Below are 26,087 nucleotides of genomic sequence, written 5' to 3' on the forward strand. Positions count from 1 at the left end.
GATGAGCGGGACACAACGGCCCCTGCTCTACGGCGTCGGCCTCGGGCCCGGCGCCCCGGACCTGATGACGGTCAGGGCGCGCGAGATCATCCTTTCGGCCGATCGTCTCGTGCATTTCTGCAAGCGCGGCCGGCGCGGCAATGCCCGCAGCACGGCCGACGCCATCATCGCGCCCGATCCGGCCCGCGAGATCGAACTCGCCTTCCCCGTCACGACCGAGGCCAATGTCGGCGAGCCCGACTATGACGGGCCGATCGCGACCTTCTACGAGGAGGCAGCGGAACGTCTGGCGGCGGAGATGCAGGCCGGGCGGTCGCTCGCCGTGCTCTGCGATGGCGACCCGTTCTTCTACGGCTCCTTCATGCATCTGTGGCGGCGGCTCTCCCAGCGCTTTCCGACCGAGGTGGTGCCCGGCGTCACCGGCATGACCGGCGCCTGGGGCGAAGCCGGGGCGCCGATCACCTGGGGCGACGACGTGATGACCGTGCTGCCCGGCACGCTGCCGGAGGCGGAGCTGGCGCGACGGCTGGCCGATACCGACGCCGCCGTCATCATGAAGCTCGGCCGCAATCTCCCGAAGGTGCGCCGTGCCTTGGCGGCCGCCGGGCTGGCGGGCCGAGCGATCTATGTCGAGCGCGCCACCATGGCACGGCAGGTCGTGGCGCGGCTCGCCGACAAGGCCGATGACGAGGCGCCCTATTTCGCCATGGTGCTGGTGCCCGGCGAGGGACGGCGCCTGTGACGGGCTCGCTCACCATCGTCGGCCTGGGCCCGGGCACGCCGGAGTGGATCACGCCAGCGGCGCAGGCCTCTCTCGACTCCGCAACCGACATTGTCGGCTACGGCCCTTATGTCGACCGGGTGCCCGAGCGGGCCGGATTGACCAAGCACGCCTCGGACAACCGCGTCGAGGTCGAGCGCGCCTCGCACGCCCTGCGGCTGGCGGCGGAAGGCCGGACAGTCGCGGTGGTCTCGGGCGGGGATCCTGGCGTCTTCGCCATGGCGGCGGCGGTGTTCGAGGCGCTGGAAGCCGGCCCCGCAGCGTGGCTGGCCATTCCCATCGGGGTCGAACCCGGCATCACCGCGATGCTGGCGGCCGCCGCGAAGGCCGGCGCTCCTCTCGGCGGGGATTTCTGCGCGATCTCGCTCTCGGACAATCTCAAGCCCTGGGATGTGGTCACGGCGCGGCTCGACGCTGTGCTCGCCGCCGATCTGGTGATCTGCCTCTACAATCCGATCTCGAAGGGCCGGCCTTGGCAGCTCGGCAAAGCGCTGGAACTGGCGGCCAAGCAGCGCGAGGCCGGAACGCCGGTGCTCTTCGCCCGCGCCGTCGGGCGCCCTGACGAGAACCTGCGCATCCTGACGCTGGCGGAGGCTATTGCTGCCGCGAGCACGGCGGACATGGCGACGCTGGTGATGATCGGCGCGTCGAGCACGCGCCTGATCGCGCGCGAGGGCGCCGCGCCTTACGTCTACACGCCGCGCTCGGTCGCGAAGATGCCCTGCGCCACCAGCCAGGGCAGGACCTGATCGATATGATCGACGGTCTCGACATCCGGCTTGGGCGGGCGCTCCACCATCACCACCGGCAGGGAGAGCCGGCGCGCCGCCACGAGCTTGCCGACCGTCGCCGGCCCGCCCGAATTCTTGCTGACCAGAATTTCGACGCCCTCGCGGCGCATCAGATCCTCTTCGTCGTCAACATCGAAGGGCCCGCGCTGCTGGATAACGTCGACATGCGGCACGGGCAGCCGGTCGCCGATCGGCTCGATGGCGCGGACGAGATAGCGATGCTGGGGAGCGTCGGCGAAGGCCGGCAGTTCCAAGCGCCCCACGGTGAGGAAGACGCGCCGCGGCGCGTCGCCCAACGCCTGCGCGGCAGCCTCGATATCCTGCACGGATTTCCAGCGGTCGCCGGCGCGCGGCTTCCAGGACTCGCGGCGGATCGCCAGAAGCGGCACGCCTTCGGCCTTGCAGGCATGCTCGGCATGGAAGGGCATGATCGCGGCGAAGGGATGGGTCGCATCGACGACGGCGACGATGCCTTCCTCGACCAGATAGCGCCTCAAGCCCTCGACGCCGCCGAAGCCGCCAGTACGGACCGGCAGATTGGTCGGGCGGGGATCGACGGTGTGCCCCGCCAGCGAGATAATGGCGCGAATATCGGGAGCCTGATCAGCCAAGTGCTGGTCAAGCGCAGCAGCTTCAGTCGTTCCGCCAAGGATGAGGACGGTCATGTCGACAGTTTTGCGTGAATCGGATGCTCTGTCGAGCGGCGAAGCGCCGGCGCCCTGGCTCTCGCTGATCGGCCTCGGTGAGGACGGTTCCGCAGGCCTCTGTCGCGAAGCGCTGGCAGCGTTGAACGAGGCCGAGATCGTCTTCGGCGGCGAGCGGCATATCGCGCTCGTCGGCTCCGTGCCGGGGGAGCTGCGCTCCTGGCCGCAACCCTTCCGCAACGCGCTGCCGCAGATCCTCAAAGAGCGCGGCCGCAAGGTCTGCGTGCTCGCGACCAGCGACCCGTTCCATTACGGCATCGGCAACAGCCTGAGCCGCGCGATCCCGGCCGAGGAGATGCGGATCATCCCGCAACTCTCCTCCTTCTCGATGGCCTGCACGCGGATGCGCTGGCCGCAGGAGGAATGCGCGCTGGTGTCGCTGCATGGCCGCACGCTCTACCGCATCGTCCCGCACCTCCAGCCCGATGCGCGCATCCTTGCCCTCTCCTGGGACGAGAGCACACCGCGCGCCGTCGCCGAGCTGATGGTCGCACGCGGCCTCGGTGCGAGCCGTATCGTCGTGATGGAATCGCTCGGCGGGCCGCAAGAGCGCATCCGCGAGGCCCGCGCCGACGCCTTCGCCCTCGATGATGTCGTTCCGCTCAACCTGATCGCGGTCGAGGTCGCCGCGACCCACGACTCGCGCATCCTGCCGCTGACGCCCGGGCTCGACGAGGAATGGTTCGCCCATGACGGGCAAATCACCAAATCGGAGATCCGCGCCATCACGCTGTCGGCGCTGGCGCCGCGCGGCGGCGAGCTGCTCTGGGACGTCGGCGCGGGCTCCGGCTCGGTCGCCGTCGAATGGTGCCAGCGCCATGTCCGCAACCGGGCTGTCGCCTTCGAGGCTCGGGCCGACCGGGCCGAGCGGATCGCGCGCAACAAGCTCGAGCTCGGCGGGCTCGACGTGACTGTCGTTGGTGCGGCGCCCGCCGGCTTCGTCGGGCGCGAGGCGCCGGATGCGGTCTTCATCGGCGGCGGCCTGACCGAGGAAGGCCTGTTCGTCGCGGCCTGGGCGGCGCTGAAGCCGGGCGGACGGCTCGTCGCCAATGTCGTCACCATCGAGGGCGAAGCGAAGCTCGCGGCGCTGCACGCCGAACATGGTGGCTCGCTGCGCCGCATCTCGATCGATCGGCTCGCCCCCGTAGGCGGCAAGCATGGCTGGCGCCCGGCGATGCCGGTGACGCAATGGCGGGTCGAGAAGCCTTGAGCGCCGGCCGCCTGGTCGCCGGCATCGGCATCCGGCCCGGTACTGGGGCCGCCGATATCCTCGCCTGCCTCGACGAGGCGCTGGCGATTGCCGGCCTCAGCGGCACTGCGACGCCGCGCTTCGCCACGCTCACGAGCCGTGTCGGGGAAGCCGGCATGATCGCCGCGGCGGCAGACCGCGCGGCCGAGCTCGTCGCCATCCCCGACGAGGCGCTGAAGGGCTTCGAGGCCGCCTGCGCGACGCGTTCGACCCGCATCGCCTCGCTCTACGGCGTCGGCTCGGTGGCGGAGGCTGCGGCGCTGGCTGGAGCTGGCCCAGGCGGCCAGCTGGTGCAGCCGCGCATCGCGACTGGCCGCGTCACCTGCGCGCTGGCCAGAACAACATCATGAAACCGCAACGCGCATGACCATCCATTTCATCGGCGCCGGCCCCGGCGCGCCCGATCTCATCACGCTGCGCGGGCGCGACCTCATCGCCGCCAGCCCGGTCTGTCTCTATGCGGGATCACTGATTCCCAGAGCAATGCTCGACTGGTGCCCGCCGGGCGCCCGCATCGTCGACACCGCCCCGCTCGATCTCGACGCGATCATCGCGGAAATGGAAGCCGCCCATCTCGCCGAACAGGACGTGGCGCGGCTGCATTCCGGCGATCTCTCGATCTGGAGCGCCTGTGGCGAGCAGATGCGCCGGCTCGACCGATCAGGCATTCCTTACACGGTGACGCCGGGCGTGCCGGCCTTCGCCGCCGCCGCCGCCGCGCTGAAGCGCGAGCTCACCCTGCCGGGCGTGGCGCAATCGCTGGTGCTGACGCGCACGTCCGGCCGCGCCTCGGCTATGCCGCCGAAGGAAAAGCTCGCGACCTTCGCCGCCTCCGGCGCGACCCTCGCCATCCATCTTTCGATCCACGTCATCGAGCAGGTCGTGGCGGAGTTGACCCCGTTCTATGGTGCCGACTGCCCCGTCGCGGTGGTGTTCCGCGCGACATGGCCGGACGAGACAGTGCTGCAAGGGGCGCTCGCCGACATCGCCGGCAAGGTCCGAGCCAGCGAACTCGAACGCACCGCGCTGATCCTGGTGGGGCCGGCGCTCGCGGCCGATGATTTCGGCGAAAGCGCGCTCTATTCGGTCGACTACGACCGCCGCTTCCGGCCGCGGGGCGGGCTGTGAGCGCGCGCGGCCTGCTCATCGCCGCGCCGCGCTCCGGCTCCGGCAAGACCACGATCACGCTCGGGCTGCAGCGCGCGCTGGCGCGCCGCGGTCTCACCGTGCGCGGGCTGAAATGCGGGCCTGATTATATCGACCCCGCCTTCCACGCCGCCGCGACCGGGGCGCCGAGCGCCAATCTCGACAGCTACGCGATGTCGGACCGCCTGCTCGGGCGGATCGCGGCCGAGGCTGCGCGCGCTGCCGACATGGTCATCGCCGAAGGTTCCATGGGGCTGTTCGACGCCGTGCCGGGTCCTGAGGGCCATACAGGCGCCAGCGCGGACATCGCGGCACGGACCGGCTGGCCGGTCGTGCTCGTCATCGACGTCTCCGGGCAGGCGCAGTCGGCGGCGGCGGTCGCGCTCGGCTGCAGGGTCTACGATCCGCGCATCCGCATCGCCGGCGTCATCCTCAACAAAGTCGCGAGCGCCCGCCATGAGCGGCTGGTGCGGCAGGGCATGGAGCGCATTGGCCTCTCCGTGCTCGGCGCGCTGCCACGCGAGGCGAGCCTGATCCTGCCCGAACGCCATCTCGGTCTGGTGCAGGCCGGCGAGACCGCCGACCTTCATGCCCGGCTCGACGCGCTGGCCGACGCCGTCGCGGCTGCTGTCGACCTCGATGCAATCGCAGCGGCAGCCGGCGACACCGTTCCCATGGCCGCAGCCGATGGCGATACCCCGCCGCTGCCCGCACCGGGACGGCGGATCGCAATCGCCCGCGACGCCGCGTTCTCGTTCGTCTATCCGCATGTCGAGGCCGGATGGCGCGCGGTGGGCGCCGAACTCGTGCCCTTCTCGCCGCTCGCGGACGAGGCCCCGCCGGAGGATTGCGACGCCTGCTGGCTGCCGGGGGGCTATCCCGAGCTCCATGCCGGCACGATAGCGGCAGCAAGCAGATTTCTCGGCGGCCTGCGCAGCTTCGCCGAGACCCGGCCCGTGCATGGCGAGTGCGGAGGCTACATGGTTCTCGGGCGCAGCTTGATCGATGCCGACGGCGTCGCTCATGCCATGGCCGGGCTACTCTCGGTCGAGACCTCCTTCGCCAAGCGCAAGATGAATCTGGGCTATCGCCGCGCCATCCTGGAAGCGGACGGACCGCTCGGGCCGGCGGGTTCCGCGCTGACCGGGCACGAGTTCCACTATGCCAGCATCGCCGCTCAGGGAGAGGATCCGCCATTCGCTGTGGTGACGGACCCGCATGGCTCGGCTCCTGCCCCGGCCGGAAGCCGGCGCAGGCTGGTGACAGGTTCGTTCTTCCATGCCATCGCGGCGGCGGAAGCAAGATGAGCCGGGCTCCGGCCTTCGACGAGACCTTCGCCGGGCAATTCGAGGAATTGCTGCGCTGGCGGCGCGATGTCCGACGGTTCCGGCGCGATCCGGTCCCTGGCGATCTCATCGAACGTCTCATCGCCCAGACGCAGCTGTCGCCCTCCGTCGGGCATTCGCAACCCTGGCGCTGGCTCGCCGTCGAGGAGCCGGCTCAGCGCGCGGCCGCGCAGGCGAGTTTCCGGCGCTGCAATGCTGAGGCGCTGGCGTCCTATGAGGGCGAGCGCGCCGCGCTCTATGCGCGCCTCAAGCTCGAAGGTCTGCGCGAGGCTCCGGTGCAGCTCGCCGTGTTCTGCGACCATGGCACCGAGCGCGGCCATGGCCTAGGCCGTCGGACCATGCCGGAGATGCTCGACTACTCGGTCGTCGCGGCCATCACGCAGTTCTGGCTGGCAGCCCGCATTCATGGTCTCGGCGTCGGCTGGGTCTCGATCCTCGAGCCCGCCGAGATCACCGCAGCTCTCGGCGCGCCGCCCGACTGGAAGCTGATCGCCTATCTCTGCGTGGGCTGGCCCGAACAGGATTGCGACGTGCCGGATCTGGTCAGGGCCGGCTGGGAACAAGGCTGAGGGCTCAGGCACTTCCCCATCAGACGCCGCCCTGCCGCAGCCGCACGACGAGGCCGCGCAAGGCCATGGCCACCATGCTGCAACAGAAAGAAAAAGCCGGCCCGAGGGGCCGGCCTTCCGGATGATATAAGCGGGAGACGGCGCCTCAGCGGCGGAATCCGCCACCGATCACCCCGCCCAGAGCGCCGCCGACGATGCCGCCGAAGATCGCGGCACCCGTGCTGTCCCCGGTATCACTCTCACGCGTCCGGACGCGGCCCTGATAGCCGGTGCTGGTTGTGCCGCGCGGCTGCGTACCCGAGCTGGCGGTGCCACGCTCGCGAGCGAGATCGCGCCGGTACATTTCCTCGCCCTCGTCGGCGACCTTGCGTGTGCTGCGGCTGCCTTGCGGCGTATCCGCGACAGCCTTCCGCGTCTTCTTTTCGGCGGCCGCCTTCTGCTCCTCGGCCAGGAGCTGCTGGTAGGCAGGCTCGCTCTGGGCGCGCAACGCCGTCGCCTGCATGGCCGTCAGGAAGCCGGTTTCCGGGATGCTGCGCGACTTCTGCCATTCCTGGATCGCCTTGCGCTGACTCGGCCCGAAGGTTGCGGCGGCCTTGCCGGGCTGGAAGCCGGCGACGCGCAGACGGGCCTGCAATTCGCGGCGATCCTTCGCCTCGAGCTTCATCGCCGTCTCGGTCTGCACAGTGCCGACCTCCTTCTTGAGCGCCTCGTCAGTGACGCCGGGAGGCGCCTCCGTGGCGCTCGCAGCGGGCTTCGCCGCTTCGAAGCTGGCGAGGCGATTGCGCGCGAAGGTGGCAAACTGACCGGACGGGAAGGCATCGAGATAGGCGCGGTAATCGGCCGCGGAATTACCGCGCTCGGCGACTTCCCAGGTCTTCACGTCGAGCTGGGCGCGATCGAGGGAGGGCGCAGCCGGCATGGCCGGAACCGGCACGGCCGCATCGATGGTCTTGGTCGCGGCAGCCGAAGCATCGACCGAGGCGAGCTTCAGCGTCGGGTTCAGCCTGAATTCGCCGATGATCGAGGAATTCGTCCAGGGCTTCTGCTTCTTGCCCGTCGTTTCCCATACATCGGCGCGGACGCGGTCCATCACCGTGGTAATGGAAACCTCGGGCGTCTCGATGTGCTTGAGTAGCGCGGAGGTGAAGGGGCTGTTGCCGTCACGCTCACCGTCGAGCGCAGTCGCACGCGGGTCGGTGGCGAAGGCGATCAGGATGCCCGAGGCCGACTGGGTCTCGATCGCGGTCAGGCCGCGGGAGACGGAGCGGGACTTTGCGGCGAGCTGGGTCGCGAAGGGGTTGTCGCGGCATGCGTCGAGAATGACGATGTTGACGCGCTCGTCGCGCTGCATCTGGCGCAGGACCAGCTGGACGTTGACCGCCCTGAAGTCGAGATCCGCCTCCGAACGCAGCGAAGCGTCGACCGGGATGAGATAGTTCTCGTCGCCGATGGCGATGCCGTGGCCGGCATAGTAGACGAGGCCAGCCTTGGCACCGTCGAGCTTCTGCGCGAACTCGCGCACCATGCCCGTCATCTCGTCCATCTTGAGATCGTAGCCTTCGACAACCTCGAAGCCGAGGCGCTTGAGCGCCGCCGAGACGCCCTTGGCGTCCCGCATCGGATTGGCGAGAGGCGGCACCGCCGTATAGGCGCTGTTGCCGATCACCAATGCGACGCGCCGCTCCGGCGCGGCCGCAAGGCCAGGGGAAGCCAAGGCAATGGCCCAGAGCACCAGCGCAAAGGCCGAAGCCAAGCGGGCTTGGAACACCGAAACCAGAGACGCGAAGTTCACGACAACCTCCCCCCAATTCAGCGGCACATACCCTCTGGCCGCGAAGCTCCCGACAAGGGCCACACGATTGGTCGACTGACAACGAAAACGAAGGCCAATGGGCATTTTTACCGCAACATTTCCCAACGGTAAACCAGAATACCCCTTGGTCGCGCCTCCCCTGCCGCAGGTTCAAACGGATTTTCCGGAGCATTGTCCGGAGCTAGCAACATCGCGCGACGCGGCCGAGCGCGACATCCTCCATTTGCAGGAGATCGGCGGAATAAGACCAAGGGATGAGATGGCACTTCTGCGCGCCGCTTCCGGCCCTGGGATCGTTGACTTATGTTCGCGGCGCGGTGCAGCATGCCATGCAAGGGGAACCGCACAAGCAAGAATGATTAAGCTGATGAGGGCTGGCAACCGGCATGCCTGAGGACAATATTCTTTCGACGTCAGGTCTAACCAAAGAATTTGCCGGCTTTACAGCTGTGAACGGCGTGGACCTCAATGTCCGGCGGGGCTCGATTCATGCTTTGATCGGCCCCAACGGAGCCGGCAAGACGACCTGCTTCAACCTGCTGACCAAGTTCCTCCCTCCGACGCGCGGCACGATCATGTATAACGGCCGCGACATCACGCGCGAGAAGCCAGCGGAGATCGCACGGCTCGGGCTGGTGCGGTCCTTCCAGATCTCGGCCGTGTTCCCGCAGCTCTCGGTGCTGACAAATGTCCGCATCGCCCTGCAGCGCAAGCGCGGCGATTCCTTCGATTTCTGGCGTTCGGAGCGCACGCTGAGGAGCCTGGACGACGAGGCGAGGAGCCTCGTCGACGCGGTCGGTCTCACGCCCTTCCTCTCCCTGACGGCGGGCGAGCTCTCCTACGGCCGCAAGCGCGCACTCGAGATCGCGACGACGCTGGCGCTCGATCCGGAAATGCTGCTGCTCGACGAGCCCATGGCCGGCATGGGCCGCGAGGATGTCGAGCGCATCGAGGCCCTGATTCGCAAGGTCTCGAAGAACCGCACTATCCTGATGGTCGAGCACAACCTCTCGGTTGTCGCCTCGCTGTCGGACCGCATCACCGTGCTGGCGCGTGGGCAGGTGCTGGCCGAGGGCGACTACGCCACCGTCTCGAAGGACCCCCGCGTGGTCGAGGCCTATATCGGCTCGGGAGGCGGACATGGCCACCACTGAAGCCGCGAAGGCCCCTGCGACGGCGGCCGGCAACGCTCCGCTGCTGAAGGTGCGCGGGCTCGAGGCCTGGTACGGGGAATCCCATGTGCTGCACGGCATCGATCTCGACGTCGCGCCCGGCGAGGTCGTGACTCTGCTGGGCAGGAACGGCGCCGGCAAGACCACGACGCTGAAGTCGATCATGGGCGTGATCGGCAAGCGCAGGGGCTCGGTCGTGCTGGAAGGCAAGGAGACGATCAGCCTGCCCTCGCGCGCCATCGCCCGGCTCGGCATCGGCTTCGTGCCCGAAGAGCGCGGCATCTACGCCTCGCTCTCGGTCGAGGAGAACCTGATGCTACCGCCGCAGGTCAGGCCGGGCGGGCTTTCCCTCGACGCCATTTTCACGCTCTTTCCCAACATCAAGGAGCGGCTGAAGAGCCAGGGCACGAAGCTCTCAGGCGGCGAGCAGCAGATGCTGGCGATCGGCCGCATCCTGCGGACCGGCGCGCATCTGCTCCTCCTCGACGAACCCACTGAGGGCCTCGCGCCGGTGATCATCGAGCAGATCGGCCGCACCATCGCAAAACTGAAGCAGGAAGGCTTCACCATCATCCTGGTGGAACAGAACTTCCGCTTCGCCCAGACCGTGGCGGACCGACACTATGTCGTCGAGCAGGGCAAGGTGATCGACATGATCCCGAACGCCGAGCTCGACGCCAATATCGAGAAGCTGCACCGCTATCTCGGAGTTTGACGGGCTTCGCCCGGATGCCGGCATCGCGCGGCCAAGAACACGGCGAAATGCCGACAACCACACCAGGGAGAACGACGATGAAACTGAAGACGATTCTTGCAACGACTGCGCTCGCCGCCCTGATGGCCAGCCCGGCACTGGCCCAGCAGATTTCGGTCAAAGCCGGCGTGCTGAACGACCGCTCGGGCCTCTATGCCGACCTCTCGGGCGAAGGCTCGGTCATCGCCGCGCGCATGGCGGTCGAGGACTTCAAGGCCGCCGACAAGGGCATCAAAGTCGAGATCGTCTCGGCCGACCACCAGAACAAGCCGGACGTCGGCTCGACCATCGCCCGGCAATGGTATGATCAGGACGGCGTCGACCTGATCCTCGACGTGCCGACCTCCTCGGTTGCGCTGGCGGTCAGCCAGATCACCAAGGAGAAGAACAAGATCCACATCAACTCGGGCGCCGGCTCGTCGGACCTGACCGGCAAGGCCTGCAGCCCCAACACCGTCCACTGGACCTACGACACCTACGCGTTGGCGCAGGGCACCGGCGGCGCCATGGTGAAGGCCGGCGGCGACACCTGGTTCTTCCTGACGGCAGACTACGCCTTCGGCCATGCGCTGGAGCGCGACGCCACGGCCGTGATCACCAAGGCCGGCGGCAAGGTCGTGGGTTCGGTGAAGACACCGTTCCCGGGCACCGACTTCTCGTCCTTCCTGCTCCAGGCGCAGGCCTCCAAGGCCAAGGTCATCGGGCTGGCGAACGCGGGCGGCGACACGATCAACTCGGTCAAGCAGGCGAGTGAGTTCGGCATCACCCAGGGCGGCCAGAAGCTCGCCGGCCTGCTCACCTTCATCAGCGACGTCAACGCGCTCGGCCTGCAGGCGGCGCAAGGCCTGGTCCTGACCGAAGCCTTCTACTGGGATCACGACGATCAGACCCGCGCCTGGTCGGAGCGCTTCGCCAAGCTCAACGGTGGCAAGAAGCCGACCATGGTCCATGCGGGCGTCTATTCCGGCATGCTGCACTACCTCAAGGCGGTCGAGGCCACGAAGAGCAAGGACAGCGCCACGGTCATGGCCAAGATGAAGGAAATGCCGACGGACGACCCGCTCTTCGGCAAGGGCACCATCCGCATCAACGGCCGCAAGGTGCACGACATGTATCTCTACGAGGTCAAGAAGCCCTCCGAGTCGAAGGGCCCGTGGGACTACTATAAGCAGATCGCCGTGCTGCCGGGCGAGCAGGCCTTCCAGCCGCTTTCCGAGAGCGAGTGCCCGCTCGTCAAGAAGTGAGCCACTGAAGCCCGGCTCGGCCGGGCTTCGAACCCTCCGACGTCATTCCGGGCCTGCGCTTCGCTGCGCCCGGAATGACGGACGAGGTTCCATGAAGACATCCAGATGATCTGAGCCCCGCATGTTCGAACTTCTTGGAGTCCCGCCCCAGGCGCTGTTCGGCCAGGTTCTTCTCGGCCTGATCAACGGCTCGTTCTACGCGATCCTCAGCCTCGGGCTGGCGGTGATCTTCGGGCTCCTGAACATCATCAACTTCACCCATGGCGCCCAGTACATGATGGGCGCCTTCGTCGCCTGGATGTGCCTGAACTATCTCGGCATCAACTACTGGGCAGCGCTGCTGCTGGCGCCGATCATCGTCGGTGCGACCGGTATCGCGATCGAGCGGCTGCTGCTCAAGCGCATCGCCCATCTCGACCATCTCTACGGGCTGCTGCTGACCTTCGGGCTGGCGTTGATCATCCAGGGCGTGTTCCGCAACTACTACGGCTCCTCAGGCCTGCCCTATGCCATTCCGCCGCAGCTCGCCGGCGGCCAGAATCTCGGCTTCATGTTCCTGCCGAACTATCGCGGCTGGGTGATCGTCGCCTCGCTCATCGTCTGCCTCGGCACATGGTTCCTGATCGAGAAGACCAAACTCGGCGCCTACTTGCGCGCCGCCACGGAGAACCCGACCCTGACCCAGGCGTTCGGCATCAACGTGCCGCTCCTGGTGACCCTGACCTATGGCTTCGGCGTTGCGCTCGCGGCCTTCGCCGGCGTGCTTGCAGCGCCGATCTACTCGGTCAATCCCAACATGGGCGGAGACCTGATCATCGTCGTCTTCGCTGTCGTCGTCATCGGCGGCATGGGCTCGATCATGGGTGCCATCGTCACCGGCTTCTCGCTTGGGGTGATCGAGGGCCTGACCAAGGTGTTCTACCCGGAAGCGGCCGCGACCGTGATCTTCATCATCATGGTGCTGGTGCTGCTGGTGAAGCCCGCCGGCCTGTTCGGCCGTCAGGCCTGACGCGAGCGAGGGACAATCTCATGACCGACCTTGCCTCGAGCGACACCCCGGCTGCCGCCGTCGTCACCGAGACCGACGACAGCACGGCGCGCCTGCACCGCAACCTGTTCATCGCCATCGCCGCGGTGCTCGTGGTCGCGCCCTTCGTCGCCTATCCCGTCTTCGTGATGAAGGTTTTGTGCTTCGCGCTGTTCGCACTCGCCTTCAACCTTCTCCTTGGGTATGGCGGGCTTCTTTCCTTCGGCCATGCCGCCTATTTCGGCATGGCGAGCTATGTCAGCGCCTACACCGCCAAGAACTGGGGCCTGACACCGGAGCTCGCGATCCTGCTCGGCACGGCAATCGCCGCCGTGCTCGGCACCGTCTTCGGCGCGCTCGCCATCCGCCGCCAGGGCATCTATTTCGCCATGATCACGCTGGCGCTCGCCCAGATGGTGTTCTTCTTCTCGCTGCAGGCGCCACGCTTCACCGGCGGCGAGGACGGCATCCAGGCGGTGCCGCGCGGTAAGTTCCTCGGCCTGATCAGCCTCGCCGACGACCGCGTGCTCTATTGGCTGGTGGCGGCGATCTTCATGATCGGCCTCTTGCTGATCTACCGCATCATCCACTCGCCCTTTGGCCAGGTCTGCAAGGCGATCCGCGACAACGAGCCCCGCGCCATCTCGCTCGGCTATCGCGCCAACCAGTACAAGTTGGCGGTCTTCGTGCTCTCGGCGACGCTCGCGGGGCTCGCGGGCGCAACCAAGGCGATCGTGTTCCAGCTGGCGTCGCTGACCGACGTCTACTGGTCGATGTCGGGCGAAGTCGTGCTGATGACGCTGGTCGGGGGCTTGGGCACCGTGTTCGGCCCGATCGTCGGCGCGCTCGTCATCGTCGCCATGCAGAACTACCTCGCCACGCTCGGCGCCTGGGTCACCGTCGTGCAGGGTGTGGTCTTCGTGGTCTGCGTGCTGCTTTTCCGCGAGGGCATCGTCGGCGTCATCGCCAAGGCGATCAAGAAGCCCCTCTGAGCCGGGACGGGGCCGTCACCGGATCAGCTTCGAGACCGGCCGGAACTGCGGATGCTCCGCCGTCCGCAGCCATTCGAACAGCACCATCTCGGTGGTGACGATCTCGGCGCCATGGCTCGCCATGCGGTTCAGCGCAATCGCGCGCGACTCCGGGACGCGCGAGCCGATCGCGTCCGCGGCGACGACCACCCGCTGGCGGCGATCGAGCAGGCTGAGCACGGTCTGGCCGACACAGACATGTGCCTCGCAGCCGCAGATAACCAGCCCATGATCTCCCGCTAAGGCATCGAGGAAGGCGGGCTCCGCGCAAGCGTCGAAACTCATCTTGGTGACGACCGGACCAGCCCCAGCAAGTTCCGGCACCGTCGTGCCCAGGCCGCGCGGATTCTGCTCCGTCAGAACCGCGGGGATATCGAGCAGGCGCGCCGCCTCGGCGAGACGGCCTGCATTGAGCAGCACCTTATCGCCGTCATGGATCGCCGGCATCAACCGCGTCTGGAAATCGATGACGACCAGCATCACATTCTCGGCGGCCAGCAGCGGCATCGCGAACCTCCTTTCGCCGTTTCCGGTTTACCCACCATAGCGCGCCTCGGCACCCTCAGCGTCAACCTGGCCGGTCACCCGCCGCGGGGTGCCGCTTGACTCGCTCCGGCGCGCCCACACGCCATCGACACGAATGAGGACGCGAGCGTTCCCCTTCGCGATCACGCTGCTGGTGCTCGCCGCCGCTCTCCCGATCTGGCAGAGCAGCCAGGCCGCCGTCGAGGCGGCATTGCCTGGGGACTCACCGAGGCACCGCCCGCCGCGTTGCGCGAGCTAGCCTAAAGAAGATCGCAGCCGCTCCGCCCCCATCGCAGAGCGGCCCCGACAACACGCGGCTGGCGCATGGCTCACGCCAGCACTAATTTCCGGCATTCTCAAAATGCAGATTGAAACACGGTTTCCATGGACAAGCGGCTCGACGCACCGGCCCAGGCCGCATCGCTGACACCTGCCGATATCCGCTCGATCTTGATCGGCGTCATGCTGGCGCTGTTCCTGGCCGCGCTCGACCAGACGATCGTCGCCACCGCGCTGCCGACGATCGGCCGCGAACTCAACGACGTCACGCATCTGTCCTGGGTCGTCACCGTCTACCTGCTGTCCTCGACCGCCGTGACGCCGCTCTATGGGAAGCTCGCCGATATCCACGGGCGGCGGGTGGTTCTGCTCTCCGGCATCGTCGTTTTCGTGATCGGGTCGATCGCCTGCGCGCTCGCACCGTCGCTCTGGCTGCTGGTGCTGGCGCGCTTCATCCAGGGGCTCGGCGGCGGCGGTTTGATCGCGCTTGCCCAGACCATCGTCGGCGACATGGTGCCGCCCAAGGAGCGCGGACGCTATCAGGTCTATTTCGCCAGCGTCTTCATGTCGTCCTCCCTCCTCGGCCCGGTCCTCGGCGGCGTGCTCGCGGAGCAGCTGAACTGGTCGGTGATCTTCTGGATCAACGTCCCGCTCGGCTTCGTGGCCTATTGGATGACGAGCTCGGCGCTGAAGCGCCTCCCGCGCCATGAGCGCCCCCACAAGCTCGACGTGCTCGGCGCCTTGCTAATGACGCTGGGAACCGTATCGCTGCTCCTCGCCCTGTCCTGGGGCGGCACCGCCTATCCCTGGCGCTCCCTGCCGATCGCCGGGCTGGTCGGCATATCCCTGGTGCTTTGGGCGCTCTTCGCCTGGCGGCTGCGGACGGCCGCCGAGCCGCTGATTCCGCTGGACCTGCTCGGCAACCGCGTCGTGCGGCGCGGCACCGTCGCAGCCGGTTTCGGCATGGGCACCTTCATCGGCCTGACGATCTATCTGCCGCTCTATTTCGAGACGGTGATGGGGATGAGCGCCACGCATTCCGGCCTCGGCCTGCTGCCGCTGACCTGCGGAACGGTGGTCGGCGCGTTGAGCTCCGGCCGGGCGATGTCGCATCTGACGAATTACAAGCGCGTGCCGCTGGCCGGCCTCTTCGTCGCGCTTGTCGGCACGGCCGGGCTGTCCGCCTTCTCGGGGCAGCTTCCGCTGTCGGCTTTCTCCGTGATCCTCGCCGTCGTCAGCATCGGCTTCGGCACGCTGCTGCCGGTCGCGACCGTCTCGATCCAGAATGCCGTGAACTCGCATCAGCTCGGCACGGCAACCGCAGTGGCCAACTTCTTCCGCCAGATCGGCGGCGCGCTCATCGTCGCGATCTTCGGCGCGATCGTGCTCGGCGGCGTCGGTGGCCCCTCCGCGCAGCTCTCGCCCGAGGCGCTCAAGCTCGGCACGGTCGATCGCGAGACGATGGTGACGCTGTTCCGCTATGTCTTCGGCGCAGCGAGCCTCGGCTTCGGCTGCGCCCTGATCTCGCTCGCCCGCATGAAACAACTCCCCCTGCGCGGCCGGGCGATCGAAGCGGCCGAGGCGGTCGGCGGCGAGTAGGGCCGGTATCGGATCGGATTGAAGCAACCTGAGCTGAAAACGGTCCCTGGCGGAACCGACAGCGCTGCTGCGCGTTGCCTTGTGCTTGTCATCTGCACGGGCCAGCATGCCACCATTCGCAGCAAGAGGTTCACGCCATGTCCGATCTCGTCGTCATCGTGTATCCGACCGAGGCCCGCGCCGAAGAGATGCGCCAGAAGCTCATCGGCCTGCAGAAGGAATATCTGATCGAGATCGGGGATGCCGCCATCGCGGTGATGCATGAAGACGGCAAGGTGAAGCTGAACCAGCTGCTCAACACCACTGCGATGGGCGCGCTCTCGGGCTCGTTCTGGGGGCTCCTGATCGGCGCGATCTTCCTGATGCCGATCTTCGGCGCGGCGCTCGGCGCGGCTTCCGGCGCGCTCGGCGGCGCCCTGACCGATTACGGCGTCGACGACAAGTTCATGAAGGATYTGTCGAGCAGCCTGCGGCCCGGCAATGCCGCGCTCTTCGTGCTGGTCAAGAAGGTGACAGGCGACAAGGTGCTGGAGGCGATCCGCGGCACGGGCGGCACCGTGCTCAAGACCTCGCTCGACCACACGCAGGAGCAGAAGCTGCGCGACGCACTGGCCGACGCCCATACGGCGACCCCGCCGGCCGCGGACTCGCCGCCCGAACCCTATCCGCAGGGAACCGGCGCGCCCTCGCCGGTGGGGTGAGGTATCCCGGCTTTCCGTCATTCTCGGGCGAAGCGGAGCCGACGCCCGAGAATCGCGTTGGTAAGATGCTCGGGTCAGGCCCGAGCATGACGCGTCGCGACCGACACGTCAGTCCCTGAGCAGTTCGTTGATGCCGGTCTTGGAACGGGTCTGGGCATCGACGGTCTTGACGATGACGGCGCAGGAAAGCGCCGGACCCGGCGTGCCGTCCGGGAAGGGCCTGCCCGGCAGCGAACCCGGCACCACCACCGAATAGGGGGGCACCTTGCCGATATGGACCTGGCCGGTGGCGCGGTCGACGATCTTGGTCGAGGCCGAGATGAAGACGCCCATCGAGAGCACCGAGCCCTCGCCGACGATCACGCCCTCGACGACCTCGGAACGGGCGCCGATGAAGCAGTTGTCCTCGATGATGGTCGGGTTGGCCTGCAGCGGCTCGAGCACGCCGCCGATGCCGACGCCGCCCGAAAGATGCACGTTCTTGCCGATCTGGGCGCAGGAGCCGACCGTCGCCCAGGTATCGACCATGGTGCCGCTATCGACATAGGCGCCGATGTTGACGAAGGACGGCATCAGCACGACGCCCGACGCGATGAAGGAGCCCTTGCGCGCGGCGGCCGGCGGCACGACGCGGAAGCCGGCGGCGCGGAAGCGGTTCTCGCCCCAGCCCTCGAACTTCGACGGCACCTTGTCCCAGAACACGCCCTCGCCCGGGCCGTTGGCGATAATCATGTTGTCGGTGAGGCGGAAGGAGAGCAGCACCGCCTTCTTCAGCCATTGATGCACGACCCAGTCGGCACCCTGCTTCTCGGCGACACGGGCCTGGCCGGCATCGAGCATCTCGATCGCCTGCTCGACAGCGTCACGCACGGCGCCTTTGGTCGAAACGCCGATCTCGGCCCGGTTCTCCCAGGCGGCGTCGATGGTGGCGGCGAGATCGGCGAGGGACATCGGGCAGCTCCGGCGCTTGGAAGGTCGCGGGAGCGATGGCGGATGAGGGGCGCTGCGTCAAGCCGCAGAGCGCCGGCGCAGCAGATAGGTATCCATGATCCAGCCGTGGCGGGCACGGGCCGCAGCCCTGACGCTGGTGATCTCGGCCGAGAGCTCGGCGAGCGACCCGGCACGCAGGATCTCGTCGGGCGTGCCGAGATAAGCGCCCCAGTAGATATCGAGTTCCGATGGATCGATCTTCGTGAAGGTCTGCTCACCGTCGAGCATGACGACGACGCTGTCTTGGTCGGCCGGGAAGCCTGCCGCCAGCCGGCGGCCGGTGGTGATCAGGATCGGCGCGCCGATCGTGTTGAGGGGGATGCGGTGGCGCGCAGCCAGCACCTGGATGCTGCTGATGCCGGGATAGACCTGCCAGTCAATGGCGAGGCCGGAGGCGGCGACGCGGTCCATGATGCGCAATGTACTGTCGTAGAGCGCGGGGTCGCCCCAGACCAGCAGCGCGCCGGTCTGCCCCTCGGCCAACTCGGCCTCGAACAACGCGCGGTAGCGCGTCGCGATGCGCTCATGCCAATCGTCGACCACGCCATGATAGTCGCTGCCGGCCTCGGCCCGGCGCGGGATGTCCACGGGAACGGTGCGGTAGCCCGGCTTGCGGATGAAGCGCGTGCAGATGCCTTCGCGCAGGGCCCGCAGCGCCGCCTTCTCCTCACCCTTGTCGGGGATGAACAGGACATCGGCGCGGTTCAGCGCCTCGATCGCCTCGACCGTCATATGGTCGGGATTGCCGGCCCCGATGCCGATGATGAGGATGTTGCGCATGCCGCTCCGAGGGTTCGCAGCGGCTTAGCATGGCCTGTTAGGGAAATGCGAGATCAGGCCCGGCCGAGCACGGCCATGCCGGCGAGGCTCGGCTGGGGAGCTGGCGTTGCGCTTAACGCCAGCGCCGTCTGACGCGCCTCCAGATCCGCCTGGAGGCGCGGCCGCCAGCCGCAAGGGCATGGCTGATCGCCGCAATGAGCATCCGCCACCTCTCTGTAGACAGAACCGACCGCCTGCGCCGCCAGCTCGATCAGGGTGAGAGGCGGCAGCCGAGTATCGTGGAGCGCCATGCAAAAAGCCGTCAGCACCGCCCGCCGGATCCTGCCCGGGCGGTTTCCAACGATTCTGCGCTCCCCTGATCAAGCCGCACGATCGAGCCCCTTCATGGCGGCATGGAGGCGGCTCGGTGGCCCCTGTTCGGGCAATGTGACGCCAAGCAGATCGACGAGGCGCTGCATGCGCGGCGGGAGTGCCGCATCGGCGGCAAGATCGCCCGGCCCCTTGGCGAGAGCGAGCGCGCGGCGCAGCTCCGGCCGGCTCGCGCCGGTGCGGACGATTTCTTGAATGATGATCTTGTCGATGCGGCCGATTGCGGCCGCGACATCGACCTCGGTGACTCCACCCATTCCGGTCCTCCGTCGGTTGATTCACTGATCGCGGCAGAGAGATAGGCAGTCAGGCGATTCGACGCAACCCTTTGTTATTAATACGTAAATAGAACTATTCGAAGGTAACGGGCCACTCTCGCCCGCGAGCGTGACCGGAAAATGACGCCGCCGGCTCAGGGCTCGCGGACGATCTCCAGCCGGGCGCCATGGGCCGGATCGACGTCGAGCACAGCGTCGTCCGGCCCATAGAAGGAAATCGCATAGGCGCCCTGGCCACGGGCGATGAGATGCGCCGCTGGGGCGGCTGCGGCCGCCGCACGCGGCTCCACCAGCGAGAGGGTCTGTCGCTCGATACGGAACTGGGCGAGACCGAAGCCGAGTCCGGGAACGCTGCCGGTTGCGATGGGTTCGCGGCCGAGCAGAGCACGATAGCGCGCCGTCGAACCCGCGAGGTCCTGAACGGCAACCGTGACGCCGGCGACCCCGGTGACGCCGTTCGGGTGACGACGTGCGGCACCGGTCGGGACGCGCAGATCGCGCGCGGTGACGTCGGTGACGAGGAAGGGAATGTCCGGCTCGGGCGGGCGTGCCGAGCGCCAGGCGAGGCGCGTGCCGTCCGGCTGGAGCCGGCCGCCCTCGATCGGGCCGTCCATGACGATGCCGGCGGCGCGGGCGCGGGCGAGATCGGCCTCGAAGTCATCCGGCAGCACCGCGTAGTCGACGAGGCCGGGCCCGGCGCTATCGAGCACCTGCCACCAGCGGAAACCCGGCACCGGCCGCGGGAAGGCGATGATCTCGAGATAGGCGCCGTCCTCGAACACGACGAGCGCATTGCGCGAGCCCCGCGGATGCTCGCCGCCCGGCAGCACGGTGAAGCCGAGGGCGGCGTAGTCCCGCATGGCCGCATCGAGATCGGCGACGGCGATGACGATATGGTCGATCGAAAGCGGCATGGCTGTCGTCCTGCGATGCGGTGATCAGTCGCTCTGCGCGATGGCTTCGATCCTGGCCATGCCGCCAAGCTGGCGGGCAAAGCTCGCCCAAACCTTGCGGGCGCCGTCCTGCCAGCCGGCGCGGTCCTCGGCCGGCACGGTCCTGCCGCCTTCGGAAGCGGCCTTGGCCATAGAGGCGGCCTCGTCAGCCAGCATGAGCTCGTCGAAATAGGCGGTTCCCTCGGCCACAGCTGCGGCCAACGCCTCGCGGTCGGACGGCGTCAGCGCCTTCCAGAACGGCGCGGCGAACATCACGACGCCGCTAGCCCAGATATGGCCGGTCTCGATCAGGACCGGCACGACCTCATGCAGCCGGAAGCCGACATAGGCGGATTTGGTCAGGTCCATGCAGTCGACCACGCCAGTCTTCAGGGCGTTGTAGGTCTCGGGGATCGGGATCGGCGTGGGATAAGCGCCGAAGCCGGACCAGAGCGCGGTGTGGAGCGGGCTCTGAATGACGCGAATGCGCTTGCCCTTGACGGAAGCGGGCGTCGTCAACGGCTCCTTGGCGAGGAGATGGCGGGCGCCGTAGTTGATGAAGCCCGGCACGATGAAGCCCTGCGCCTCGTAGCGCGCCTTGAGCTCGGCCCCGAGCGGGCCGGCCAGAACCCCTCCGAGATGGTCGCGATCCCGGAAAAGGAAAGGCAGGTCGAGGATCTGCCCCTCCGGCACCCAGCCGGACAAGGATGAGACTGTCGAGAGCGCCGCCTGAATGGAGCCAAGGCGTAAGCCCTCGGCGACCTCTTTTTCGCCGCCGAGCGCGGCATTGGGCACGATCCGCAGATCGAAGCGCCCCGGCGCCGTGCGCGCCAGGATCTCGGCGACGCGCCGCCAGATCTTGGTCTCCGGCTTGTCCTCTCCGAGCAGCGAGGCGACGGTGACCGGCCGGCCGGCGGCAAAGGCCCGCCCGCTTCGCAAAATAGCGGGCGCGGCGAGGGAGCCGGCGGCGAACTGGCGGCGGGTGATCGGCAAGGGTGTGCCTCCTTCAGCGCATGCCGCGGGATCGCGCGAAACGCGCCCCACGGCAAGAGGCGCGCGCGGTTCAGGCCGGGAAGGCGCCCTCGAAGGCGGTCGCCGAGATCGGGTTGCGCTGGCTGGGCGTCTCCCGCGCCTGCAAGGCTTCCGGCAGCTGCGCCTTGTCGCCGGGCTTGCCGATCGCGACCGCCGCCTCGACGCGGTAGCCAGCAGGCACCTTAAGCTCTGTCAGCGCACGCGCACGGTCGAAGCCGACCATGCCATGCGCCTGCCAGCCCAGCCGCACGGCCTGGAGGGCCAGATTGGCCCAGGCGGCGCCGGCATCGAAGGAATGGCTGTAGGACGGCACTTCCTCGGCCTTGCCAGGCACCGCCATGGTCTCCTTCGAGACGACAACGACAAGGGCCGCGGCGTTCTTCGCCCAGGACTGGTTGAACGCGTTGAGCAGGCCGAGCAGCGTCTGCCAGTGTGCCGTGCCACGGCGGGCGTAGACGAAGCGCCAAGGCTGGGAGTTGTAGGAGGATGGCGCCCAGCGCGCCGCCTCGAACAGTGCCTTCAGCTCAGCTTCGGAGATGACCTCGTCGGTGAAGGCGCGCGGCGACCAGCGCTCGAGAAAGAGCGAGTCGATCGCGTGATCGGCGGTGCGGCTGTTGGCAATACTGGTCATCGGAAATCCTGACGGCATGAACGAAACCCGGCACGAGATGCACCACCGCCGGAGCGCCCGCGGGGCCCCCGGCAGGATCGGCATAGGCGAAGGAGGGGTCAAGGAAAGGAAAAACCTTAAGAAGACCCGTTTCGGCAACGCGTTACTTGCCTGGCAGCGCGGCGGAGAACGATGCCGCTTTTGCATGGATTCCGGGGAATGCGGTGTCACTCTTGCGTGATATGCAGGGCGGACCGATCTGCCAGATCGCGGCGGCCAGCGGAGACGACGATGACGGACACCCACGAAATTGCTTCCGGCCGGCTGCGTGCGACGATCCGGGCACAGGGCGGCGAAATGATCGCGTTGTCCGATGCCAACGGGCCGCTGCTCTGGCATGGCGGGCCGGAATGGCCGCGCCATACACCCGTGCTTTTCCCCATCGTCGGGCGGCTCACCGACGACACGCTGATCCTAGGGGGCCAGTCCTATCATCTGACGCAGCACGGCTTCGCGCGCGACAGCCTGTTCCAATGGGTCGAACGAGCGGCGGACCGCGCCGTGCTGGAATTGCGGGAGAGCGCTGAGACGTTGGCACGCTACCCGTTCCGCTTCGTATTGCAGATGATCTACGAGCTCGCCGACGACAGGCTTTCGGTGACGACGCGCGTCACCAACCCGGCCGAGACGAAGCTGATCTGCGGCGTCGGCGCCCACCCCGCTTTCCTCTGGCCCTTGGCGGAGAGCATCGCGAAGGAGGCCCACCGTCTCAGCTTCATGCACGCCGAGCCCGGACCGGGCCTGGGCGTCGAAGGCGGGCTGCTCGGCGCGCCGATCCCCTTGCCTTTCGACGGCACCGAGCTGCCGCTCGCGGAGGCGCTGTTCGCCAACGATGCGATCGTGATCCCGGACGTCGCCAACAGCTCCGTGCGCTTTGCAGCCTTTGACACGGCCGGGCGCGAGGTTCGCGCCCTTACCGTGAGCTGGGAGGGCTACAAGGACCTCGGCATCTGGTCGAAGCCGACCGGCGCCCCCTTCATCTGCATCGAGCCCTGGTTCAGCATGGCGAGCCCCGTTGGCTGGCAGGGCGAGTTCGCGGAGAAGCCGGGCATCCTGACGCTGGCGCCGGGCGAAAGCCGCGATTTCGTCTGGCATGCCACGCCGCATTTCATCCCGACGGCTTCGCCAGCTTGAACGCCCCCGGCGCTATTTCTTCTCGATGTTCCAGAACAGCATGACCGGCGCCGCCAGCACGCCGGCGACATTCGTGCGGCGGGCATAGGGCTGATCGAACTGGCCGAGCACACGATAGGGCTGCACCTCGGCAAGACGCTTGTGCAGCGCTTCGAGCGCGATCTTGCGGCTGGCGTCATCGGGCGCATCGACGAAGGCGCCACGCAGCTTCTCGGCTTCAGCATCGCAAGGCCAGCCCGCCCAGGCGCGCTCGCAGGCCATGTTGGTGCCGATATTGGTCAAGGGCGACTGCATCGTCGCGCCAGAGGCATAGGTGACGAAGAGGTTCCAGCCACCCTGATCCGGCGGATTCTTGTTCTGCTGGCGCGTGGTGACGGCACCCCAATCCGCGAACTGCACGTCGACATTGAAGCCGACTTCCTTCAGCGAGGCGGCGGCAACCTCGGCCATGCGGCCGATCGGCGCGATGTCGTTGCTGGTCGAGAGAACCAGCTTCTCGCCCTTGTACCCGCTCTCCTTGAGCAGTTGCCGCGCCTTCGCCAGATCGGGCTTGGCGTAGCCTTCCGCACCGGCCTCGATGCCGTTCGGGCCGCCGCAGACGAAATAGGCGTTGCAGCGCTTCCACCATTCTTCATCGCCGAAGCCGGCGGCGAGGAAATCGGCTTGATCAGTGGCATATGCCAGAGCGAGCCGGGCCTTCGGATTGTCGAAGGGCGGGTAGAGGTGGTTCGGCCGCAGCATCACCTGATTGGCGAGGTTGGAATAGCGCTCGACCTTGACCTGATTGTTGGCCGAGACAACCGGGATCAGGTCCTGGCTCGGCTGCTCCCAGATGTCGATCTCGCCGGTCTGGAGCGCCGCGGCGGCGGTGGCGGCATCGGGCATGATCAGCCATTCGACGCGGTCGACCTTGACGACACGGCCACCTGCGAGGCCGTCGGCAGGCTCGGAGCGGGGCACATAGTCGGGATTGCGGTCGTAGACGATCTTCGAACCGCTGCGCCATTCCGCGCGGTTGAAGGTGAAGGGGCCGGAGCCGACCGTCTCGGTGATCGGCTTCATCGGGTCGCTCTTGGCATCGGCCTCGCGCATGATGACCGGGATCTGGCCCACAGCCGAGCCGAGCGCGAACGGCACCAGCGCCAGCGGCCGCTTGAGCTTCAACTTGAAGGTCCTGTCGTCGACCGCCTCCATGCCTTCGGTGTACTCGCCGAGCTTGCCTCCGATGGTGTCGCGCTTCATCCAGCGGGCGAGCGAAGCGATGACGTCCTTGGTGGTCACCGGCTGGCCGTCATGAAACTTCAGGCCGGGGCGCAGCGTAAAGCTCCAGCTCAGCTTGTCCGGCGCGGTCTCGAAGCTCTCGACCATCTGCGGCTTGGGCTGGAGGTTCGAATCCCAGGCGAAAAGCGTCTCGTAGATCATCAGCCCGTGCATGCGGGTGATGACGATCGAGGCTGCGACCGGGTCGAGCGTCTTGAGATCGGCATGCGGCGCGACACGCAGCACGCGGTTCGCAGCGGGCTGCGCCTGCGCGGCCGCCGGCAAGGGCAGCAGCGCGGATGCCGTCAAAAGCAGCGCGGCAGCGAAACGGGGCAATTGCATCGGGACGTCCTCCTCAATCGTCATCAACCCAGTTGCATCGCCCACGCGGAGCGGTGTCAGCCGACGCGTTTCAGTTGCAAAATCCTTGCCCTGTGCCCGGCGACCTGCAAGCCGCCGGCGCCATCGAGCCAGAGGCAGGGCCGCGAGCGCCAGGGGCCGTGCAGCAGATCGGCCAGCGCGCGGCCGTTCGGCAGCGGCGTCAGTCGCGAGACTATGCCGCCCGAGGGCCAGGGCATCAGCGCGGTGCCGTCGGCGCGCACCTCGATCTCGGTGCCGAAATGCGGATCGCGCCAGTGGCCCACGAGCCGGGCATCGAGTGCCGCATCGGCGGGGACGCGCCGCAGCGAACGCTGCACGCCGCCGATTGAGCCGGACAGGCGGTCAGCCCCCTCCTGCCGGAGACGGATATCGAGATAAGCCGGCAGGCTGCGCAGCCCGCCTGTGCCGTCCCTCACGAGGCGCTCATAGCCGCCCATGAAGCTGATCGAATCCGGCGTGAGTTCCGCCCAGAACGGACCTTCTTCGGCGGCGAAGAGGCCGGCGGGCGCGTCGGCCGGCACGGGCAGTTCCTGCCCGAGCAGCGCCGCCAGCACCGTCATGGCCGGCCAGAGCGCTTCTTCCTCGCGATTGGTCAGCACGACGACGCCGGCACCGTGGGCCGGCGCCATCAGAAAGTGGTTGCGATAGCCTGTGAGCGAGCCGCCATGGCCGACGATCTCGGTCTCGCCGAGGCGGCTGCAAACGAGCCCGAACCGGTAAACGCTCTCGCTGCCATCCGCGAAATGGCGCGGTATCGTCAGACGTTCGAGCGTGCCGGCGAGCGGTCCGCGCCCCGCCAGCAAGCCGGAGGCCCAGCCGGCAAGATCGGCAGCGGAGCCGGCGATGCCGCCGGAAGCCGAGAAATGGAAGCCGTAATGGCCGCGCCGCCAGCTTTCACCATCACGCCAATAGCCCGTGGCCAGGCCCGGCACGATCTCCGCGCTGTCATAGGGCAGCCGGAAGGCGAGGCCGAGTTCGCCCGACAGCTCCGCGACGATGTCAGCGTAGGGCCTGCCCGTGACCCGCTCCAGAATGCGCTGTCCGAGCCGCCAGCCGGTGTTGGAATAGGCCATCTCCGTGCCGGGCTCGGCACTCAGCGACGGGAAGCGGCAGGCGAGCGCGAAGACCTCGTCGGCGCTCAGCGTCGCCGTGAAGGGCACGCCCTGCTGCCAGAAGGCCTCCATCATGTCCGGCAGGCCGGCGGTCATGTCGAGGGCGCGGCCGAGCTCTACTTCTGCGAGCGGCGCCGACAATTCGGTCAGCCAGTGACCGAGCGGGGCATCGAACGGCACACCCGCACGCAGCAGCGCGACCGCCAGCACATGCTTGCTGATCGAGGCGAAGCGGTTCGGCGTCTGCGGCGTGAAGGGCAGCTGATAGTCGATGCTGGCGAGACCGCCGGCAAAGGCCTCGCGCACGCCGTCGCGATCGAACAGCACGACGGCGCCGCCGGGACCGGCCTCGCGCTGCCAGCTAGCGACAATTTCGTTCGCGCACGCAGCGGCGCGCATCCAGTCCAAAGCCATCCGG

General features: G+C 67.8%; 26 protein-coding genes. 15 read left to right on the forward strand and 11 right to left on the reverse strand.

Annotated elements, in window-relative coordinates:
• Position 1 precedes the first annotated feature (1 nt).
• Both AC1DDA_RS14295 and cobJ read left to right on the forward strand, forming a co-directional pair.
• On the forward strand, positions 2-742 hold the full coding sequence (locus AC1DDA_RS14295; RefSeq protein WP_441509442.1) for a precorrin-2 C(20)-methyltransferase: 741 nt from the start codon (positions 2-4) through the stop codon (positions 740-742).
• Entirely contained in the window at positions 739-1,530 is a 792-nt protein-coding gene (gene cobJ / locus AC1DDA_RS14300; RefSeq protein WP_476796231.1) for a precorrin-3B C(17)-methyltransferase, read from the forward strand. Before AC1DDA_RS14295 ends, cobJ begins: the two co-directional genes overlap by 4 nt.
• Here cobJ and AC1DDA_RS14305 read toward each other — a convergent pair.
• Positions 1,473-2,237, reverse strand: coding sequence for a cobalt-precorrin-6A reductase (locus AC1DDA_RS14305; protein ID WP_441509444.1), 765 nt, complete (start codon positions 2,235-2,237; stop codon positions 1,473-1,475). The two genes, cobJ and AC1DDA_RS14305, sit on opposite strands and share 58 nt — an antisense overlap.
• Between AC1DDA_RS14305 and cbiE the strand changes: the two genes are divergently transcribed.
• From cbiE to bluB, 5 genes are read left to right on the forward strand one after another with little or no spacing between them, the layout of a single operon-like run.
• Positions 2,236-3,486: a precorrin-6y C5,15-methyltransferase (decarboxylating) subunit CbiE gene (cbiE, locus tag AC1DDA_RS14310; protein WP_476796232.1), complete on the forward strand. Its 1,251-nt coding sequence runs from the start codon at positions 2,236-2,238 to the stop codon at positions 3,484-3,486. The two genes, AC1DDA_RS14305 and cbiE, sit on opposite strands and share 2 nt — an antisense overlap.
• On the forward strand, positions 3,483-3,875 hold the full coding sequence (locus AC1DDA_RS14315; RefSeq protein ID WP_476796233.1) for a cobalamin biosynthesis protein: 393 nt from the start codon (positions 3,483-3,485) through the stop codon (positions 3,873-3,875). Before cbiE ends, AC1DDA_RS14315 begins: the two co-directional genes overlap by 4 nt.
• Positions 3,876-3,888: 13 nt before the next feature.
• On the forward strand, positions 3,889-4,653 hold the full coding sequence (cobM, locus tag AC1DDA_RS14320) for a precorrin-4 C(11)-methyltransferase (protein ID WP_476796234.1): 765 nt from the start codon (positions 3,889-3,891) through the stop codon (positions 4,651-4,653).
• Positions 4,650-5,978, forward strand: coding sequence for a cobyrinate a,c-diamide synthase (locus tag AC1DDA_RS14325; protein WP_476796235.1), 1,329 nt, complete (start codon positions 4,650-4,652; stop codon positions 5,976-5,978). Before cobM ends, AC1DDA_RS14325 begins: the two co-directional genes overlap by 4 nt.
• Positions 5,975-6,586: a 5,6-dimethylbenzimidazole synthase gene (bluB, locus tag AC1DDA_RS14330; RefSeq protein ID WP_476796236.1), complete on the forward strand. Its 612-nt coding sequence runs from the start codon at positions 5,975-5,977 to the stop codon at positions 6,584-6,586. Before AC1DDA_RS14325 ends, bluB begins: the two co-directional genes overlap by 4 nt.
• A 145-nt stretch (positions 6,587-6,731) precedes the next feature.
• On the opposite strand, the gene AC1DDA_RS14335 is transcribed toward bluB, so the two are convergent.
• Positions 6,732-8,378: a caspase family protein gene (locus AC1DDA_RS14335; RefSeq protein ID WP_476796237.1), complete on the reverse strand. Its 1,647-nt coding sequence runs from the start codon at positions 8,376-8,378 to the stop codon at positions 6,732-6,734.
• A 407-nt stretch (positions 8,379-8,785) separates the two neighbouring features.
• Between AC1DDA_RS14335 and AC1DDA_RS14340 the strand changes: the two genes are divergently transcribed.
• The 5 genes from AC1DDA_RS14340 to AC1DDA_RS14360 all read left to right on the forward strand — a co-directional run bounded on the left by AC1DDA_RS14340 (position 8,786) and on the right by AC1DDA_RS14360 (position 13,588).
• The gene (locus AC1DDA_RS14340; protein WP_441509451.1) at positions 8,786-9,553 is read left to right on the forward strand and encodes an ABC transporter ATP-binding protein; all 768 of its coding nucleotides are present in this window, start codon (positions 8,786-8,788) and stop codon (positions 9,551-9,553) included.
• Entirely contained in the window at positions 9,540-10,286 is a 747-nt protein-coding gene (locus AC1DDA_RS14345; RefSeq protein WP_476796238.1) for an ABC transporter ATP-binding protein, read from the forward strand. Before AC1DDA_RS14340 ends, AC1DDA_RS14345 begins: the two co-directional genes overlap by 14 nt.
• Before the next feature lie 77 nt (positions 10,287-10,363).
• Positions 10,364-11,569: an ABC transporter substrate-binding protein gene (locus tag AC1DDA_RS14350; RefSeq protein WP_441509453.1), complete on the forward strand. Its 1,206-nt coding sequence runs from the start codon at positions 10,364-10,366 to the stop codon at positions 11,567-11,569.
• A 121-nt stretch (positions 11,570-11,690) separates the two neighbouring features.
• Entirely contained in the window at positions 11,691-12,578 is an 888-nt protein-coding gene (locus tag AC1DDA_RS14355) for a branched-chain amino acid ABC transporter permease (RefSeq protein WP_476796239.1), read from the forward strand.
• 20 nt (positions 12,579-12,598) lie between these two features.
• A complete protein-coding gene (locus tag AC1DDA_RS14360; RefSeq protein WP_441509455.1) occupies positions 12,599-13,588 on the forward strand; it encodes a branched-chain amino acid ABC transporter permease in 990 nt (329 codons plus the stop codon).
• Positions 13,589-13,603: 15 nt separating this feature from the next.
• Here the strand turns inward: AC1DDA_RS14360 and AC1DDA_RS14365 are convergent, their stop codons facing one another.
• Positions 13,604-14,134, reverse strand: coding sequence for an isochorismatase family protein (locus tag AC1DDA_RS14365; RefSeq protein ID WP_476796240.1), 531 nt, complete (start codon positions 14,132-14,134; stop codon positions 13,604-13,606).
• Positions 14,135-14,536: 402 nt separating this feature from the next.
• On the opposite strand from AC1DDA_RS14365, the gene AC1DDA_RS14370 reads away from it, so the two are divergent.
• Entirely contained in the window at positions 14,537-16,030 is a 1,494-nt protein-coding gene (locus AC1DDA_RS14370) for an MDR family MFS transporter (RefSeq protein ID WP_476796241.1), read from the forward strand.
• A gap of 137 nt (positions 16,031-16,167) precedes the next feature.
• A complete protein-coding gene (locus tag AC1DDA_RS14375) occupies positions 16,168-16,731 on the forward strand; it encodes a DUF1269 domain-containing protein (protein ID WP_476796242.1) in 564 nt (187 codons plus the stop codon).
• A 108-nt stretch (positions 16,732-16,839) separates the two neighbouring features.
• Here AC1DDA_RS14375 and dapD read toward each other — a convergent pair whose 3' ends face one another.
• The 6 genes from dapD to AC1DDA_RS14405 form a co-directional block, all read right to left on the reverse strand.
• Complete coding sequence (dapD, locus tag AC1DDA_RS14380; RefSeq protein WP_476796243.1) at positions 16,840-17,682, reverse strand: 2,3,4,5-tetrahydropyridine-2,6-dicarboxylate N-succinyltransferase; 843 nt, start codon at positions 17,680-17,682, stop codon at positions 16,840-16,842.
• A 57-nt stretch (positions 17,683-17,739) separates the two neighbouring features.
• Positions 17,740-18,501 (reverse strand): precorrin-6A synthase (deacetylating), encoded by a 762-nt coding sequence (cobF, locus tag AC1DDA_RS14385; protein WP_476796244.1) that lies wholly within the window; start codon positions 18,499-18,501, stop codon positions 17,740-17,742.
• Positions 18,502-18,860: 359 nt separating this feature from the next.
• Entirely contained in the window at positions 18,861-19,127 is a 267-nt protein-coding gene (locus tag AC1DDA_RS14390; protein ID WP_476796245.1) for a hypothetical protein, read from the reverse strand.
• Between the two features lie 155 nt (positions 19,128-19,282).
• Positions 19,283-20,062, reverse strand: a complete 780-nt coding sequence (locus AC1DDA_RS14395) for a VOC family protein (RefSeq protein ID WP_476796246.1) — start codon at positions 20,060-20,062, stop codon at positions 19,283-19,285.
• 24 nt (positions 20,063-20,086) lie between these two features.
• Positions 20,087-21,073: a TRAP transporter substrate-binding protein gene (locus AC1DDA_RS14400; protein WP_476796247.1), complete on the reverse strand. Its 987-nt coding sequence runs from the start codon at positions 21,071-21,073 to the stop codon at positions 20,087-20,089.
• 70 nt (positions 21,074-21,143) lie between these two features.
• A complete protein-coding gene (locus AC1DDA_RS14405; RefSeq protein WP_476796248.1) occupies positions 21,144-21,743 on the reverse strand; it encodes a nitroreductase family protein in 600 nt (199 codons plus the stop codon).
• A 270-nt stretch (positions 21,744-22,013) separates the two neighbouring features.
• Between AC1DDA_RS14405 and AC1DDA_RS14410 the strand changes: the two genes are divergently transcribed.
• Positions 22,014-22,916 (forward strand): aldose 1-epimerase family protein, encoded by a 903-nt coding sequence (locus AC1DDA_RS14410; RefSeq protein ID WP_476796249.1) that lies wholly within the window; start codon positions 22,014-22,016, stop codon positions 22,914-22,916.
• A 12-nt stretch (positions 22,917-22,928) separates the two neighbouring features.
• Here the strand turns inward: AC1DDA_RS14410 and AC1DDA_RS14415 are convergent, their stop codons facing one another.
• Positions 22,929-24,518, reverse strand: coding sequence for an ABC transporter substrate-binding protein (locus AC1DDA_RS14415; protein WP_476796250.1), 1,590 nt, complete (start codon positions 24,516-24,518; stop codon positions 22,929-22,931).
• Positions 24,519-24,574: 56 nt separating this feature from the next.
• Positions 24,575-26,083, reverse strand: a complete 1,509-nt coding sequence (locus tag AC1DDA_RS14420; RefSeq protein ID WP_476796251.1) for a serine hydrolase domain-containing protein — start codon at positions 26,081-26,083, stop codon at positions 24,575-24,577.
• Positions 26,084-26,087: the final 4 nt, after the last annotated feature.

The sequence above is a fragment of the Allobosea sp. 10N428 genome, assembly GCF_056394545.1.

Coding starts and splice junctions, on each gene's coding strand:
- AC1DDA_RS14345 (WP_476796238.1), top strand. CDS start 9,540: ATGGCCACCACTGAAGCCGCGAAGGCCCCTGCGACGGCGGCCGGCAAC.
- AC1DDA_RS14350 (WP_441509453.1), top strand. CDS start 10,364: ATGAAACTGAAGACGATTCTTGCAACGACTGCGCTCGCCGCCCTGATG.
- AC1DDA_RS14410 (WP_476796249.1), top strand. CDS start 22,014: ATGACGGACACCCACGAAATTGCTTCCGGCCGGCTGCGTGCGACGATC.
- cbiE (WP_476796232.1), top strand. CDS start 2,236: ATGTCGACAGTTTTGCGTGAATCGGATGCTCTGTCGAGCGGCGAAGCG.
- AC1DDA_RS14355 (WP_476796239.1), top strand. CDS start 11,691: ATGTTCGAACTTCTTGGAGTCCCGCCCCAGGCGCTGTTCGGCCAGGTT.
- cobM (WP_476796234.1), top strand. CDS start 3,889: ATGACCATCCATTTCATCGGCGCCGGCCCCGGCGCGCCCGATCTCATC.
- AC1DDA_RS14390 (WP_476796245.1), bottom strand. CDS start 19,127: ATGGGTGGAGTCACCGAGGTCGATGTCGCGGCCGCAATCGGCCGCATC.
- AC1DDA_RS14395 (WP_476796246.1), bottom strand. CDS start 20,062: ATGCCGCTTTCGATCGACCATATCGTCATCGCCGTCGCCGATCTCGAT.
- AC1DDA_RS14370 (WP_476796241.1), top strand. CDS start 14,537: ATGGACAAGCGGCTCGACGCACCGGCCCAGGCCGCATCGCTGACACCT.
- AC1DDA_RS14365 (WP_476796240.1), bottom strand. CDS start 14,134: ATGCCGCTGCTGGCCGCCGAGAATGTGATGCTGGTCGTCATCGATTTC.
- cobF (WP_476796244.1), bottom strand. CDS start 18,501: ATGCGCAACATCCTCATCATCGGCATCGGGGCCGGCAATCCCGACCAT.
- AC1DDA_RS14420 (WP_476796251.1), bottom strand. CDS start 26,083: ATGGCTTTGGACTGGATGCGCGCCGCTGCGTGCGCGAACGAAATTGTC.
- AC1DDA_RS14305 (WP_441509444.1), bottom strand. CDS start 2,237: ATGACCGTCCTCATCCTTGGCGGAACGACTGAAGCTGCTGCGCTTGAC.
- AC1DDA_RS14340 (WP_441509451.1), top strand. CDS start 8,786: ATGCCTGAGGACAATATTCTTTCGACGTCAGGTCTAACCAAAGAATTT.
- bluB (WP_476796236.1), top strand. CDS start 5,975: ATGAGCCGGGCTCCGGCCTTCGACGAGACCTTCGCCGGGCAATTCGAG.
- AC1DDA_RS14360 (WP_441509455.1), top strand. CDS start 12,599: ATGACCGACCTTGCCTCGAGCGACACCCCGGCTGCCGCCGTCGTCACC.
- dapD (WP_476796243.1), bottom strand. CDS start 17,682: ATGTCCCTCGCCGATCTCGCCGCCACCATCGACGCCGCCTGGGAGAAC.
- AC1DDA_RS14295 (WP_441509442.1), top strand. CDS start 2: ATGAGCGGGACACAACGGCCCCTGCTCTACGGCGTCGGCCTCGGGCCC.
- AC1DDA_RS14405 (WP_476796248.1), bottom strand. CDS start 21,743: ATGACCAGTATTGCCAACAGCCGCACCGCCGATCACGCGATCGACTCG.
- AC1DDA_RS14415 (WP_476796250.1), bottom strand. CDS start 24,518: ATGCAATTGCCCCGTTTCGCTGCCGCGCTGCTTTTGACGGCATCCGCG.